The sequence below is a fragment of the Marinobacterium lacunae genome (assembly GCF_000705555.1).
Classification (GTDB): Bacteria; Pseudomonadota; Gammaproteobacteria; order Pseudomonadales; family Balneatricaceae; genus Marinobacterium_D; species Marinobacterium_D lacunae.
The window spans coordinates 313474-327734 of record NZ_JMQN01000015.1; the positions used below are offsets into that span (position 1 = coordinate 313474).

General features: G+C 60.3%; 10 protein-coding genes. 3 read left to right on the plus strand and 7 right to left on the minus strand.

What is annotated here, in order from left to right:
* Nucleotides 1–4: 4 nt before the first annotated feature.
* Nucleotides 5–1477 carry an NAD-dependent succinate-semialdehyde dehydrogenase gene (locus ADIMK_RS06050; RefSeq protein ID WP_188750600.1) on the plus strand — a complete coding sequence of 491 codons (1473 nt, stop codon included), beginning with the start codon at nucleotides 5–7 and terminating at the stop codon, nucleotides 1475–1477.
* Between the two features lie 165 nt (nucleotides 1478–1642).
* Here the strand turns inward: ADIMK_RS06050 and ADIMK_RS06055 are convergent, their stop codons facing one another.
* Genes ADIMK_RS06055 through ADIMK_RS06065 form a run of 3 tightly spaced genes read right to left on the minus strand, consistent with a single transcriptional unit; the run spans nucleotide 1643 to nucleotide 7453 of the window.
* Nucleotides 1643–3013: a class II fumarate hydratase gene (locus tag ADIMK_RS06055; RefSeq protein ID WP_036184942.1), complete on the minus strand. Its 1371-nt coding sequence runs from the start codon at nucleotides 3011–3013 to the stop codon at nucleotides 1643–1645.
* Nucleotides 3014–3031: 18 nt separating this feature from the next.
* Entirely contained in the window at nucleotides 3032–6190 is a 3159-nt protein-coding gene (locus ADIMK_RS06060) for an efflux RND transporter permease subunit (RefSeq protein ID WP_051692538.1), read from the minus strand.
* A 3-nt stretch (nucleotides 6191–6193) separates the two neighbouring features.
* On the minus strand, nucleotides 6194–7453 hold the full coding sequence (locus ADIMK_RS06065; RefSeq protein ID WP_036184944.1) for an efflux RND transporter periplasmic adaptor subunit: 1260 nt from the start codon (nucleotides 7451–7453) through the stop codon (nucleotides 6194–6196).
* Between the two features lie 165 nt (nucleotides 7454–7618).
* Between ADIMK_RS06065 and ADIMK_RS06070 the strand changes: the two genes are divergently transcribed.
* The gene (locus ADIMK_RS06070) at nucleotides 7619–8470 is read left to right on the plus strand and encodes an alpha/beta fold hydrolase (RefSeq protein WP_036184945.1); all 852 of its coding nucleotides are present in this window, start codon (nucleotides 7619–7621) and stop codon (nucleotides 8468–8470) included.
* Nucleotides 8471–8489: 19 nt separating this feature from the next.
* Nucleotides 8490–9518, plus strand: coding sequence for a hypothetical protein (locus tag ADIMK_RS06075; RefSeq protein ID WP_036184947.1), 1029 nt, complete (start codon nucleotides 8490–8492; stop codon nucleotides 9516–9518).
* Here the strand turns inward: ADIMK_RS06075 and ADIMK_RS06080 are convergent.
* The 4 genes from ADIMK_RS06080 to ADIMK_RS06095 are packed head-to-tail and all read right to left on the minus strand — an operon-like array spanning nucleotide 9515 to nucleotide 14162.
* Entirely contained in the window at nucleotides 9515–10207 is a 693-nt protein-coding gene (locus ADIMK_RS06080) for a hypothetical protein (RefSeq protein ID WP_231517005.1), read from the minus strand. The two genes, ADIMK_RS06075 and ADIMK_RS06080, sit on opposite strands and share 4 nt — an antisense overlap.
* The gene (locus ADIMK_RS06085) at nucleotides 10204–12894 is read right to left on the minus strand and encodes an MlaD family protein (RefSeq protein ID WP_036184953.1); all 2691 of its coding nucleotides are present in this window, start codon (nucleotides 12892–12894) and stop codon (nucleotides 10204–10206) included. The genes ADIMK_RS06080 and ADIMK_RS06085 overlap by 4 nt, the downstream gene beginning before the upstream one ends.
* Nucleotides 12878–13519: a paraquat-inducible protein A gene (locus tag ADIMK_RS06090; protein WP_051692540.1), complete on the minus strand. Its 642-nt coding sequence runs from the start codon at nucleotides 13517–13519 to the stop codon at nucleotides 12878–12880. The genes ADIMK_RS06085 and ADIMK_RS06090 overlap by 17 nt, the downstream gene beginning before the upstream one ends.
* On the minus strand, nucleotides 13512–14162 hold the full coding sequence (locus ADIMK_RS06095) for a paraquat-inducible protein A (protein ID WP_036184955.1): 651 nt from the start codon (nucleotides 14160–14162) through the stop codon (nucleotides 13512–13514). Before ADIMK_RS06095 ends, ADIMK_RS06090 begins: the two co-directional genes overlap by 8 nt.
* Between the last annotated feature and the right edge of the window lie 99 nt (nucleotides 14163–14261).

Consider the following 14261-nt stretch of genomic DNA (forward strand, 5'->3'; position numbering starts at 1 on the left):
CGTAATGTATTTGACTTTGAATGATCCTGAGTTGCTGCGCTCCCAGGCGTTTATAAATGGCGTCTGGAGCGAGGCTGAAGATGGTAAAACGCTGGCCGTGACCAATCCGGCAAACGCTGAGCTGCTGACCAGCGTACCGGATATGGGAGCCAGTGAAACGCGCAGGGCGATTGAAGCTGCACAGGCCGCCTGGTTCGATTGGCGGTCGCGGCCAGCTAAGGCAAGGGCGCAGATTCTGCAGCGCTGGTATGAGCTGGTGATGTCGGCCCAGGATGATCTGGCGCGCCTGATGACGGCAGAGCAGGGCAAACCGCTGGCGGAGGCAAAAGGGGAGGTGGCCTACGGCGCCAGCTTTATAGAGTGGTTTGCCGAGGAAGCCAAACGTGCCTATGGCGATGTTATTCCGTCACCGACCGCGGACAAGCGTCTCGTGGTCACCAAACAGTCGGTGGGTGTGGTGGCGGCGATTACGCCGTGGAACTTCCCGATTGCGATGATTACCCGCAAGGTGGCGCCAGCACTGGCTGCCGGCTGTCCGGTGGTGGTGAAACCCGCGCCCGAAACGCCCCTGTGTGCGCTCGCGCTGGCGCTGCTGGCCAAGCGTGCGGGGCTGCCGGACGGGTTGCTCAACATCATCACCTGCTCCAAGGAGAACGCCAGCCTGGTTGGTGGCGAGATGACCTCCAACCCGATTGTCCGCAAGCTGTCTTTTACCGGATCAACGCCGGTGGGCAAGCTGCTGATGCGCCAGTCCAGCGACACCGTCAAGAAAGTGAGCCTCGAACTCGGTGGCAACGCGCCCTTCATTGTGTTTGACGATGCAGACCTGGATGCCGCCGTCGCAGGTGTGCTGGCATCCAAATACCGCAATACCGGACAGACCTGCGTCTGTGCCAACCGTATCCTGGTCCAGGATGGCGTCTACGATGCGTTCGCGCAAAAGCTGAGTGCCGCGGTCTCTGCACTAACTGTTGGTGCCGGGCTGGAAGGGGACGTGCAGCAGGGGCCGCTGATCAACGAGGCGGCGCTGGCGAAGGTGCAGCGCCATGTCGATGATGCCGTTGCCAAGGGTGCGCGGATTGTACTGGGTGGCAAGCCACACGCCTTGGGCGGCACCTTTTTCGAACCGACCATCCTAGCGGATGTGACTCCCGAGATGCTGGTAACCCGTGAGGAGACCTTCGGTCCTGTGGCGCCACTGTACCGATTCCACACCGAAGATGAAGCCATAGCGCTGGCAAATGACACCGAATTCGGCTTGGCCTCATATTTCTACAGCCGCGATATCGGGCGCATTTGGCGTGTGGCCGAGGCGCTCGAAAGCGGCATGGTGGGCATTAATGAAGGGATCATCTCCAATGAAGTTGCGCCCTTTGGCGGGATCAAGGAGAGCGGGCTGGGACGCGAAGGCTCACGCTACGGGCTGGAGGAGTATCTGGAGACAAAATATCTCTGCATGGGGGGCTTATCGCGCTGAGGGCTCAGCGCTAACGCTGCTTTTGAAATATCGGCCGAACCGTATATGTCGGGGCCTCTTCAGCTGATGCAGCCTGCTCCTCGTAGGGGCTGTGTCAGCTTTTTTGCATCCCCCCGTCCTTAGCGCAGGGCTAAAGCCGTAGAGTTACTCGATACATGAGGTCTCTTATCCTCCCGGCCGCGTCAGCAGGTGCGGATCGAGCATCTGCTCCAGCTCTTCGCGGTTGAGCTCCGTTTCCTGCTCCACCACATCAATGATCGGCCGCCCCTCGGCGTAGGCCTGTTTCGCCAGCGCGGCGGCTTTCTCGTAGCCGATCACCCGGTTCAGCGCCGTGACCAGGATCGGGTTGCGCGACAGCGCCTGCTCGATGCGCTCCTGACGTACCTCGAAGGAGGCAATCGCCTTCTCGCCGAGTGCGTTGGCGGCGTTGGCCAGCAGCGACTGGCTCTCCAGCAGGTTATAGGCGATGACCGGCAGCATCACGTTGAGCTGGAAGTTAGAGCGCTGCGCACTTAACGCTACGGTAGTGTCGTTGCCGCACACCTGCATGCAGGTCATCAGCACGGCTTCGGGTATGACCGGATTCACCTTACCCGGCATGATCGAAGAGCCCGGCTGAAGGGCCTGCAGCTCAATTTCACCTACACCGGCCAGTGGGCCTGAGTTCATCCAGCGCAGGTCATCGGCGATCTTGATCAACGTGGTGGCACAGGTGCGCATCGCAGCGGACAGCTCCAACGCCGTATCCTGGCTCGACAGTGCGGTGAAAAAGCTCTTGGCCGGGCTCAGGGTCATCCCTGTCTGGGCGCTGAGGTGGCGGCAGAACAGGCGTGGGAAGGCCACCGGGGCGTTGATGCCGGTGCCGACGGCAGTGCCGCCCTGTGCGAGCTGGGCAAGGCGCGGGGTTACCTGATCGAGACGCTCGATCGAGGCTGTCAGCTGGTGGTGCCAGCCGGTGAGTTCCTGCTCCATGGTCAGTGGCATAGCGTCCATCAGGTGAGTGCGGCCGGTCTTGACCACCTCATGTAGAGTGGAAGCCTTGCGCCGGATGGTATCGTCGAGGTGGCGCAGTGCCGGTAACAGGGTCAGATGCAGCTCGTTCAGATTGCTAAGGTGCAGTGCCGTCGGGATCACATCGTTTGAGCTCTGGCTCATGTTGATATGGTCGTTTGGGTGCAGCGTGAGCCCTGAATCGCGCTCGACCAGATGCGAGAGCACCTCGTTCATGTTCATGTTGGTGCTGGTGCCGGAGCCGGTCTGAAAAACATCGACCGGGAACTGGTCGTAAAACTCGCCGGCGATGATGCGTTTGGCCGCCGCCTCGATGGCCTGCGCCGCATCCTGGTCAAGTAGGCCAAGTTCGGCGTTGGTTTTCGCACACGCAGCCTTGATGTGCGCAAGGGCATGTATGAACGCCGGCTGCAGCCGACGCTCGCTGATATTGAAGTTATCCACCGCGCGTTGAGTCTGGGCGCCGTAGAGTGCCTCGGCGGGTACGTCGACCGGTCCGAGGCTGTCATGTTCGGTGCGTTTCATCTTCGCCTCCCTGTGCGGTTACTCGGGAGCCGTGACCGCCTGATGCTCTGTACGGGGTTTAAAGCCCAGCCAGTCACGCGCACCTTCCAGTATGGTCAACATTGAGGGAACCACAACCAGTATGAGCAGCGTGCCATAAGCCAGACCGAACACGATGGAGGTGGCCATCGGGATCAGGAACTGCGCCTGCAGCGAGGTTTCGAACAGAATCGGGGTCAGGCCACCGATGGTGGTCAACGATGTCAGCAGCACGGCACGTAGACGTTGGCAGGCCGCCTCCACAACGGCATCTTGGATAGCCAGTCCCTGCTCCCTGAGGTGCTTGTAGAAGGTGACAAGCACGATAGAGTCGTTGATCACGATACCGGAGAGGCCAAATACACCGAACAGCGACAGCACTGTCAGGGTTTGGCCGGTGATGAAGTGCCCGAGCAGGGCACCGGTAATGCCCAGCGGAATGGCCAGCATCACCGTCAGCGGCCAGCTGTAGGACGCGAACACCCAAGCCAGGATGATATAGATCAGCGCCAGCGCGATGACCAGTCCCAGCTTCATGTCGGCCAGCGTTTCGCGCTGGTCTCGGTTTTTGCCCTCGAAACTGGCCGAAATACCGTAGCGGGCGCTCAAGCCGGGGATGACCTCCCGTTGCAGGGCGGATATCACTTCGTTGGCGTTGGTCTGGTTTTCGTTCAGGTCTGCCGACACGTTGATTGCCAGTTCGCCGTCGATGCGTTGCAGAGAATCAAACCCTTGACGCGCAGTGAACTCAACCACGTTGGTCACCGGCGTGACACTGCCGTCAGGGAGTACGATGGGGAGTTGCTCCAGCGTGCTCATCCGATTGCGCTCGCGCTCGGGCAGGATCACCCGAACCTTGATCTGATCCTGGCCCTCATAGAAAGACTGCACCTCGACGCCGTCGAACGCGGCCCGCAATTGGCGTCCCACCTGCTCCAGACTCAGGCCCGCGGCTTCCCCCGAGGGTGTAAGGCTGTAGATCAGCTGAGAGGTGCCAAAGGGCAGATCGTCATCCACGTTGGACAGGCCGCTGTAGGCTTTCAGGTCACGCTGCAGTTGCAGGGACGCGGCCTTCAGTGCGCCAAGGTCTTTACCGGTCAGCTTGACCTCGATCGGCTTGCCGGGAGGGCCGCCCTGTGCCACATCGATGGAGAAACGCTCGACGCCGGCCGGCATCTTGATACGCTCGCGCCACTGGCGGATGAAGGCAGATGTGGGCATGCCACGTGTATCGGCGGGGTATAGCTCAACAGACAGCACGCCAAACTCGTCGCCGCGGGAACTGCCGGCACCGGTGCGGCTGAACAGCGCAGTGCGCTGACGCGCCAGACTCATCTTGACCTGTCCGCCGCCGAGTGCCCGGTCGGTTTCATACAGGGTCTCACCCATGTGATCGAGAAAGCGTTTGACCGTGTTTGCGTCCGTGCCGGCGGCGAACTGCACGCTGGCATCAAGGGTGTCCTGCTCCACTGATGGGAAGAAGGTGAACTTCATGCGCCCGCCTGCGACCAGGCCGATGCTGACGATCAAAAGGCCCAGCGCCAGGGCCAGTACCGTCCAGCGGAACTGGATCGCACGCTCGATGAAGGGGCGGAATATACGGTCGCGAAAATGGTTGAACCCGCCATCCAGACGCTGACGCAACCGGCTCGGATGTACCGCATCGGTCTTGCGCAGGGAGTGGAACAGGTGGCCGGGCAATACCAGGAAACATTCGACCAGCGAGGCCAGGATGACGCAGATCACCACGGTGGGAATATCCGCCATGATGTTGCCGATGATGCCGCCGATGAGCAGCAGCGGCAGAAAGGCCGCGATGGTGGTCATCGAGGAGGCGATAACCGGTGCCTTCATGCGCAACGCGCCACCAATCGCAGCGTGTCGGGATGATTCGCCCATCTGCGCGTGGGTCAGCGTATCTTCACCGACCACGATGGCGTCATCGACGATGATCCCCAACGCCATGATCAGGCCGAATAGTGAAATCATGTTGATGGTGCCGCCTATGGCGTAGAGCACCGCGAGCGTCGCCATGAAGGATACCGGAATGCCGACGGTAACCCAGAACGCCACGCGCCCGTTCAGGAACAGGAACAGTATCGCGATGACCAGTGCCAGGCCGCTGAGACCGTTTTTCAGCAGCAGCTCGATGCGATCCTGTATCAGCTGCCAGCGCTCCTGATAGGGGATCAGCTGTAGCCCGGCCGGTAGCTTGGGCCGGGTCTCTTCAAGCCAGCGGTTGAAGATACCGGCGCCGACCAGACTGTCGTCGTTCTCCGTGCGTTTGAGCTCAAGCAGGATCGCCGGCTGGCCCTGATAGTTGAGCAGGACCTGATTATCGGCATCACGTTTTTCGATCAAGGCAATATCGCCAAGGCGCAGTCGTTGGCCGTCGGTGGAGGCCAGCAATGGCAGCTGCTCGAAGCCTTGCACGTCACGCTGCTGGCCAAGGCTTCTCAGCTGACGCGAGCCTTCGCTTTGGGCGGCGGTGCCAGCGGGCAAGTCCACGCTGCGCAGACGTATTTTCTCGACCACCTCGTTGAAGGTCATGCCCAGCTGGGAGAGTTCTGAGGGTGACAGCTGTATCGCCAGCTCCTGCTCGGGCATGCCGACAAAGTCGATCTTGCGGATACCGCGTTTGAGTAGCTCCTGCTCGAACTGACGCGCCATGATGCGTAACTCAGGCAACGAGGCTTTGTCGCTGGTCAGGATCAGGTCGGCGATCCCCTCGTAACGGGTCACGCGCTGGACCAGCGGCTCCTCCACATCATCGGGCAGCTCGCCACGCACCGAATCCACTTTCTGCTTGGCTTCGGAGAGGGCGTAGTCGACATCGGTGGTCTCGGTCAGCTCGATCCGGATCGATGCCGACCCGTCACGGGCGGTCGAAATCATCTCCTTGATGCCATCGAGCGAGCGTAGCTCCTCCTCCAGCGGCAGCAGTACCGAGCGCTCCACATCCTCGGCGGTGGAGCCGCGCCAGGTCACACTGACGGTCAGCACATCCAGCTCGAAGGTGGGGAAAAACTGCACGTTCAGCTTTTTCAGACCGTAGAACCCGCCAAGCAGCATCAGCACCATCAGCAGGTTGGCCGCGACCCGATGGGTGGTGAACAGTGTGATCAGCCCACTCAGGGGGCCTGTGTCCCGCTGTTGCATGGTTTACTCCGTGACCTCGACCAGAAGGCCCGCGATGGCGTTCGGCAGTTGCGTGGTGATGACCTGCTGCCCGCTTTCCAAGGTGTCGCTTTTGACCAGTACCCGGGAGTCGCCATCCTCGGTGGTCAACTGTCCGATGCGGGTAACGGTAACCGGGTCGAGCCTTGAGTCGGTAATGCGGTAGATGCGGTCGGTGCCATACAGGGCTGTTGGCGGCAGGGCGATGAGATTGTCACTGGCTGGTAGCTGCACATGCAGGCGCAGGGAGCGCCCGGGTTCCGGCGCCAGTGGCGGATTGACCAGACGAAACAGAGCATCAACACCGGCCTTGCCGTCACTGACTGTGGCGCCGAGTCGGTCCAGCTCCAATTTCAGCGCCAGACCATCGAGGCTGGCGCTGGCGTTGATCTTGCCTGCCCCTTGTTGCATCGCCGGGCGCAGCTGGCTGAGCAGCCGCTCCGGTATCTGGGCGCGCACCTCAAGCTGCTCGACGGCATAGAGATCGAACAGCCCATCGCCGGTGCGCACTCTGTCGCCCTGGGCGACATAAACCGCCGCGATGCGGGCGTTGTATGGCGCGCGGATCTCGGTGCGCTCCAGATCCAGATTGAGGCTTTCAAGCTGCGCCTCAATGCGCATCCGTTCGGCGTCGAGCTGCGCCATGCGATTGGGGTGGTCGGCGATTGCCTCGCGCAGGCTGTTCAGGTTCAGGCGTTGCTGCTGCAAGGCGGTGCGTGCGCTGTCGATCTGCTGCTGGCTGGCCATCTTGCGCTGCGCCAGATTCTCGTAGCGTGCCATGTCCTTCTCTTTAAGCGCCACCAGCTCGCGCTGCAGTTTCAGGTCGTCATTGTCGGCACGAAAGCGCACCTGTTCGGCGTTGATCTGAGCGGCAATACTGGCCAGTTGCGCCTCTTGCTGGCGTATCTCGATCTGTACGTCGCGATTGTCCAGACGGGCCAGCAGCTGCCCCTTGATGACCGACTCGCCTTCAAGCGCCAGCAGTTCGACCAGATCGGCTTCCAGTGCGGCACTCAGGGTGGCCATTTTCGGGGTTTCCACTGCACCGTAGAGTTCAACCTGGGGGTTTAGGCGCATCGGCTTGACGGTTTCGGCGTGGACGCTCCAGCTGCGCTCCTGAATTGGCTGGGCCGGCGGCTGCGGCTTTGTTGCCTGCAGAGTGCTGAAGACCATCGCCGATCCCACCAGTAACACGAGCGGTAACAGCCACTTCAGGTGGCGAAGCGTGAAACGTTTTACAGACATCGTTGCTCCCTGTCGCGACTATCCGGATCTACAGCGTCTATATTAGAAACTTCTGCTTGATGCTCGATTCTAACTACCTGAGGCGACAGCTGTCGCTATATTTACAAAGCTTTACGTAGCCGGCGTCAGATCGGATTGCCAATAACAGGATCTATGGGGGTAAACATGCGCAGAGGCGATATCGCGGTACTGGATTCCCGGGGCTTCCACCGTTTGCACTATCAAGAGTGGGGCAACGCGGACAATGAGCGGGTTCTGATCTGTGTGCATGGGCTGGCACGCAACAGCCGCGATTTCGACGATCTGGCGCTGGCGCTCAGCCGCAACTATCGCGTGATATGCCCAGACCTCCCTGGGCGCGGCGAAAGTGACTGGCTGACCAACCCCGAGGATTACTCACTGCCTCAATATGTGCAGGATATGGTGGCACTTATTGCCCGGCTTGGAGTGCAGCAGGTCGATTGGGTGGGCACATCCCTAGGTGGCCTGATCGGCATGGTGATAGCCGCACAGCCGGGTACACCGATCCGGCGGTTGGTACTGAACGATATAGGCCCCTTTATCCCCCGGGCGGCACTGGCGCGGATTTGCGAGTATCTGGGTGATCATCGTTTTGGCTCCGAAGCGGAGCTTGAGGGCTGGATGCGTCAGACCTACACCGCACTGGCAGGTCTGAGCGATCGCCAATGGCAGCACTTGGCGATGCATGGCAAGCGCCAGTGTGAAAATGATCTTCTGGGGCTGCATTACGACCCGGCAATTGCGCATAATGCGCGCAGGAGTGCCGGAGAGGATGTGGATATCTGGCCGATCTGGCAGCAGGTAAGCTGTCCTCAGATGCTACTGCACGGCGAAGTATCCGATGTGCTCAGTCAGGATGTCGTCTCCCGCATGCGTGCGCAGCGCCCCGACCTGAGGGTACATACCCTGCCCGATATCGGCCACGCACCCTCGCTGATGGAGAGCGACCAGATTGCCCTGGTGGTAGACTGGCTGCGCCATACCCAAACCAACTGATCTGTCGAACTGGAGTGCCATGAGCCTGCTGACCCGTTGGCCCCGTGAACATCTTGCCTTGTCTGAATCCGAGCGCCGACGCGCTGTGCAGGCTGTGGAGCAGGCGTTTGCCTCGACACTGGAAACACTGCAGGTCGATATCGGCCTGAAAGAGCTTCTTGAGCAGATCTATGTGCCGTTGGCGGCCTGGCTGGTGGAGCGTCAGAAAGGGCGAACAAAGCCGCTGGTGATCGGTATCAACGGTGCGCAGGGCGCGGGCAAGTCCACTCTGTTCAATCTGCTGGAAGTAATCATGGAGGAGGGGTTTGGCCTCAGGGTGATCGGTTTCTCCATCGATGATCTGTACAAAACGCGGGACGAGCGCGAGCGGCTGGCGCGGGATATACATCCGCTGATGAAAACCCGCGGCGTACCCGGAACGCATGATGTGGAGCTTGGGATCGAGCTGCTCGACTCGCTGATACACGCAGGCCCTGATACGTTGACCAAGATCCCGGTGTTCGATAAGTCGATTGACGACCGTTGTCCGCCGACCGTGTGGCAGGAGTGGCTGGGGCCGGTGGATGTGATCGTATTCGAGGGCTGGTGTGTCGGCGCATTGCCGCAGGACGAGCAGGCGTTGCAGACCCCGGTGAATGCACTGGAGGCGCAAGAGGATGCGCAGGGCATCTGGCGCCACTATGTTAACGCGCAGTTAGCCGGGCCCTATCAGCGTTTGTTCAAGCGGCTTGATCTGCTGTTGATGCTCAAGGTGCCGAGCATGCAGGCGGTGTACGAATGGCGCGCACAGCAGGAGCAGAAACTGGCCGAACGGGTACAGTATATCTACGACACCCAGCAACCCACGGCCCATCTGAGAATCATGAATACCTCAGAGATCAAGCGCTTCATCGCCCACTATGAGCGCCTGACCCGAGCGATGCTCGAAGAGCTGCCGACGCGGGCGGATGTCTGCCTCTATCTCAACGAGAACCACAAGATTCGCGAGATTCAGCTCAACTCAAGCGATGTGCCCGCTCAAGCTGCACGTGCCTTAACCCAGGTTTAGATCGGCAGCAGCGTCGTCGAGGCAAATCCCACCACTACATTCTTGATCGCGCGATTAGTCTTGTTGGCCACGATATTGGCCATCATGTCCTGATACGCGATCAGCTTGCCGAAGATGCGCTCGAAACTTAAGTTGCTCACGCCCTTGTCCGAGATGCCGTTGGTCAACAAGAAGGGCTCGCCGTCAGGTGCGTGCAGGTTGTTCAGACGCCAGGCCACGGCCTCAAGATTTCGGGCGCTGTTGTAGAGTTTTTGCTGGTCGATCTCATCGAGCAGGAAAAATTCGTTACGGTAGCTGTAGGACGCGTGCAGCATACCGCTGATTCCGATCATCAGCGCGAACACCCGGTCACCCTTGAACTCTGGGTCAAAGACCAGTGGCATGGCATCGACGCCGTAGCGCGAGCCCAGTTCCGCATGATTGATCTGGCGCGGAGAGTCCAAAAGCTGGTGCAGCCGGCGATTGAGCGTCATACCGGCCGGTGCCTTTTTCAGCTCGCGGGGGTTACGTTTGTAGAGCTTGATCGTCAGCTCCCGCACCAGAGTATTGACCGCCCGTATATGCTGGTCGGTGACCATGTCGATGTCGGATTTCGCCAGATTCTTGATCTGGAACGGGCGGGCGCGTTCGTTGCTGGCACATCCTTGCAGCAGCGACAGCGTCATCAATATCAATAGCACTCTGGTCACTGTGCTTTGCCTCCGTTAACCGCCTGAATGACTGGCTGTTTGGCATCGGGTTCATCATGCAGCTCAAAGACCGTGCGCTCCTGCACGGCCGGTGCCTCAAGATCGTCGGTGGTGAATGACACGCCTCCGCCGACCAGCGTTTCCAGACTGGCTACATTCAGGTTTACACCGCTGAACAGACCGCCATGCGCCTTGACGCCGCTGTGGTTGAAAAAGTGGCTGGAGGTGCGAACCAGCGTCGAATAGGAGGGACGGATATGAGCGTAGATGACGACGCCATCGCCCCGAAGGTTGATTTCGTATCCGGTGATACGTCCAACGGGCACCTCACGGTACAGCACCGGGCTGCCGACAGCGATTGAGCCCAACTGTTCTGCATGCAATTCCACAGTAAGCCCGGGCTGCGGACGGTAAGCCGGTGCCCGTCTCAGCGCAATGAAGGTATCGCTTGAGGCGCCGTTGCCCGGTAGTACCTCAACATGGTTGCCAAACAGCAGGTTGGACGGGTTTTCGATACCGCTGAGCCTGATCGTAGGCTCGCTGATCCAGAACCTTGAGCCCTCACGGGCAATAAACGCGGCTTCGCGAAACAGGCTGGCCTCGACAAGTCTGTCACCGGCTTCGTCGGCGATGCGCACCGCATCGATCCGCCCCACCTGAGCGCCCCGATAGCGGATAGGCGCACCGGCGGCGAGATCGGCCCCGGGTGCGAAGTGGATCAGAATCGGGTGAACCTGCTCCTGGCTGGCCTGCTCTGACGGGTAGAGCGTGAAGCGCGTATTACGGTCGATTTTGCGACCGCCCTCGGCGCTGTCGAAGGCGATGCCGCCTTTGACCAGCTGGCTCAATGATCCGCTCTGGATACTGACGCCCTCACGCAGGCTCGCCTTGGCTGACACAGCTGAGGCGATCCAGAAACGGCTGGCGGTGCTGACCAGATCTCGGTACGGCGCACGGATCGCCAGGCGAATATCCACGGCGGTGCCGTTGGCAGCCAGTCGGTAATGACGCACCTCTCCAACCTCGACACCGCGGTAGAGCACCGGCGAGCCGACCGTCACTGCGCCGCGCTCCGGTGCACTCACATGCACGGTCAGCTCACCGGAGTTGTCATCGAGCAGTCGACCATCATCGGTGGCGCTGTCGAGATCGGGGTACAGAGTAAAGGTCGGTTCCGGCTGTTTAAGCGGTGAGGCCTTGCCGGTGGGATTAAACAGGCTGATGCCGCCGCGGATCAGCGTTTGCATGCTGCCGGTGCGCACCGAAACGCCCTCTTCGAGGTCGGCCTTGAACTGAAGCCCACTGCTGTTCCAGAACCGGCTGGAGGCCTTGACCAGATCACGATAGCGCTCTTTCACCACCGCATGGATGATAACGCGGTCGCCTGATGGGCTGAGCTCAAAACCGGTCACTTCACCGATCGGCAGTTGGCGGAACAGTATGGGCGATCCGCGACCGACAGAGCCGAGGGACTCGGCTTCCAGCTTGATCGGCAGGCCCTCGTATACAGGCGGATCTGCAGGCGGTTCATTCAGTGCGGTAAAACTGAAGGTTTCCGCACCTTGCCCCGGGGCCAGCTCGATATGCTGGCCGCTAAGCAGATCCTGAAGGTTGAAATCCGCCGACGGCAGGCTCGGCTGTGCCAGCCAAAAACGGGTACCGGCGCGCAGCAGCGCGCGCGCGCGCGGGTCGATCAGCAACTCGGCATGCAGTTCGCGGAAATCCTCGGTCATCTCAAGATCTCGGACGCGACCGACCCTGACGCCATGGCTTAAGACCTCGGTTCCGACACTCAGGCGGGTGTTGCTGGGGAAGACAAGTTTGACCGGAACGCCATCCTCGGCAGCCTCGTAATCGGGAAACAGGGGGAACTGGTCGCCATCCTCGGCGGCGGGATTTTCCTTGGGCGCGGGCGTATAGAAGTGCACGCCTCCGGCAATGATCGTCGCCAGCGAGCCCAAACGTAGATTGATCTCCGGCAGCTTACCCTTGATTTCGAGGCTGCTGGCGTTCCAGAACCGGGAGTGCTTGCGCACCAGATGGGCATATTGCGGCTCGACAAACAGGTCGACCAGAATCTGGTCGCTGTTGGTACTGAGTCGGTAGTCCAATACCTGGCCCACATCGATATCGCGGTAGTAGACGGGCGAACCCCGATGGATCGAGGCCACGGAATCGGCGTACAGCGTCAGGTAAAGACCATCTCTGTCGCGGGTAGCCGGAGGCGGCTCATCGGCGGCGGTAAATCGATACGCGGCTTCGCCCTCGCCGGGGCGCACGCCGATGTAGTGGCCGGACACCAGTGTTTCCAGGCCGCGAACGCCCGAGAGTGATATTTGCGGTTTCACCAGCCAGAACAGGGTGCCTTTTCGCAACAGAGCCTGGGCGTTGGCGTTGATCTCGATCTCGGCCGTTACCGTCTGCAGGTCTTCGTTCAGCTTCAGCGTGCGCACAGTGCCGCTTGGCAGACCGCGGTAGATGACGCGGGTCTTGTTCGGCTCAAGGCCCTCTGCCGAGCTGAACACGACTTCGATCATCACCCCCGCCTGTGAATAGCTCTTGTACACCAGCCAGCCTGCGATCAGCGCTGCCAGCAGTGGCAGTATCCATACGGCAGAGGGGCCACGATGCTTGCGTACCAGTGGCCTGACTTGCTCTGAGGGGGAGTGCTCAGGTTTCGGATCCAATGCTTGCCTCCTGCAGGTGACGATCCCAGATCAAACGCGTGTCCAGAGTGTTGGCCGCGAGCATGGTAAAGACGACGACTCCGCCGAACGCCAGAGCGCCGGTCTGCCCAACGATATAGGCGAGGTTACCAAACTGTACCAGCGCCACCAGTATGCCGACCACGAAGATATCCAGCATCGACCAGCGGCCTATCCAGTGCACGATGCGGAACATTATCATTTTCTGGCGCAGGTTGGTGGTCCAGCGAAACTGTATCGTCAGCAGCAGGGAGGTCAACGCCAGAATTTTGCCCACCGGAATCAGAATGCTGGCCGCCAGCACCACGATGGCGATGCCCCAAAGGCCGTGCTTGGTCAGCTCGATGACACCGCCGAAAATGGTTGAGGCCTCGCCCTGGCCTAGCATCGCGACGCGCATAATCGGCAGCAGGTTGGCCGGCAGCATGAGCAGGGTGGCGGTCAGCAGCAGCGCCCAGGTTCGCACCAGCGAATTGGGTGCCCGGCTATGCAAGGGGGCGCCGCAGCGAGGGCAATGTTGCGAATCCATGGTGACCGGCCAGAGCGCGGTACAGTCGTGACAGCGCAGCAGGCCCTGCGCCAGTGCACCGTGCTGCCAGCTATTCATCGAAAGTCTCCTGTACCAGTGAGGACTTGTTCAGATCGTCGATCTGGTGCCAGAACAGGTCAGGGTCCAACTGTGACGAACTCAACGTGGTAACGGCAATCAGCGCAGAGAGGCTGTAAAGCCCCAGTCCCGGATGGACGGTGGCGATATCCACCAGTTTAACCACCGACACCAGCACGGCAATCAGGTAAACCTCAAGCATTCCCCATTGATCCAGATGTTGATAGCTGCGCATGGCCAGCGACAAACCGGGCCAGGGTGTTTGCAGATGGAGTGCGCCTGCGACATAGGCCAGTAGCACCAGTTTCAGCAGGGGCACCATAATCGCAAACAGCAGTACCGCCAGAGCCACAAGAGCAAGGCCGTCCTGATACAGCGCCATGGCACTGGAGAATATGGTCTGCTGCTGTTCGCGACCGAGCACCTCGAGTGTCAAAACCGGAAACAGGTTGGCTGGCACCAGCAGGATCAGGCCAGCCAGCGCCAGCGCCAGAGAGCGCTCGGCGCTATTGGGGTGGCTGGAAATAAGACGTGAACCGCAGCGGGGGCAGTGGACGACCTGATCGCCATGAATCTCCGGACGCTGCATAAGCAGATCACATTCATGGCAGGCAATTCGGCTATCGGGTACCGCTTCTGTCATCTCACATATCCCGGTTTGGCTGAAGTCTCTAATCTGAAAAATGGGCGCCGAACTGATCAAGCGCAGAACACAGGTTTCTATATCGTATATAGTGAGCGC

Excerpts from the sequence above, each read along its gene's own strand:
- ADIMK_RS06070 (WP_036184945.1), top strand. The coding sequence starts at position 7,619 with ATGCGCAGAGGCGATATCGCGGTACTGGATTCCCGGGGCTTCCACCGT.
- ADIMK_RS06090 (WP_051692540.1), bottom strand. The coding sequence starts at position 13,519 with ATGAATAGCTGGCAGCACGGTGCACTGGCGCAGGGCCTGCTGCGCTGT.
- ADIMK_RS06095 (WP_036184955.1), bottom strand. The coding sequence starts at position 14,162 with ATGACAGAAGCGGTACCCGATAGCCGAATTGCCTGCCATGAATGTGAT.
- ADIMK_RS06065 (WP_036184944.1), bottom strand. The coding sequence starts at position 7,453 with ATGTCTGTAAAACGTTTCACGCTTCGCCACCTGAAGTGGCTGTTACCG.
- ADIMK_RS06060 (WP_051692538.1), bottom strand. The coding sequence starts at position 6,190 with ATGCAACAGCGGGACACAGGCCCCCTGAGTGGGCTGATCACACTGTTC.
- ADIMK_RS06075 (WP_036184947.1), top strand. The coding sequence starts at position 8,490 with ATGAGCCTGCTGACCCGTTGGCCCCGTGAACATCTTGCCTTGTCTGAA.
- ADIMK_RS06055 (WP_036184942.1), bottom strand. The coding sequence starts at position 3,013 with ATGAAACGCACCGAACATGACAGCCTCGGACCGGTCGACGTACCCGCC.
- ADIMK_RS06050 (WP_188750600.1), top strand. The coding sequence starts at position 5 with ATGTATTTGACTTTGAATGATCCTGAGTTGCTGCGCTCCCAGGCGTTT.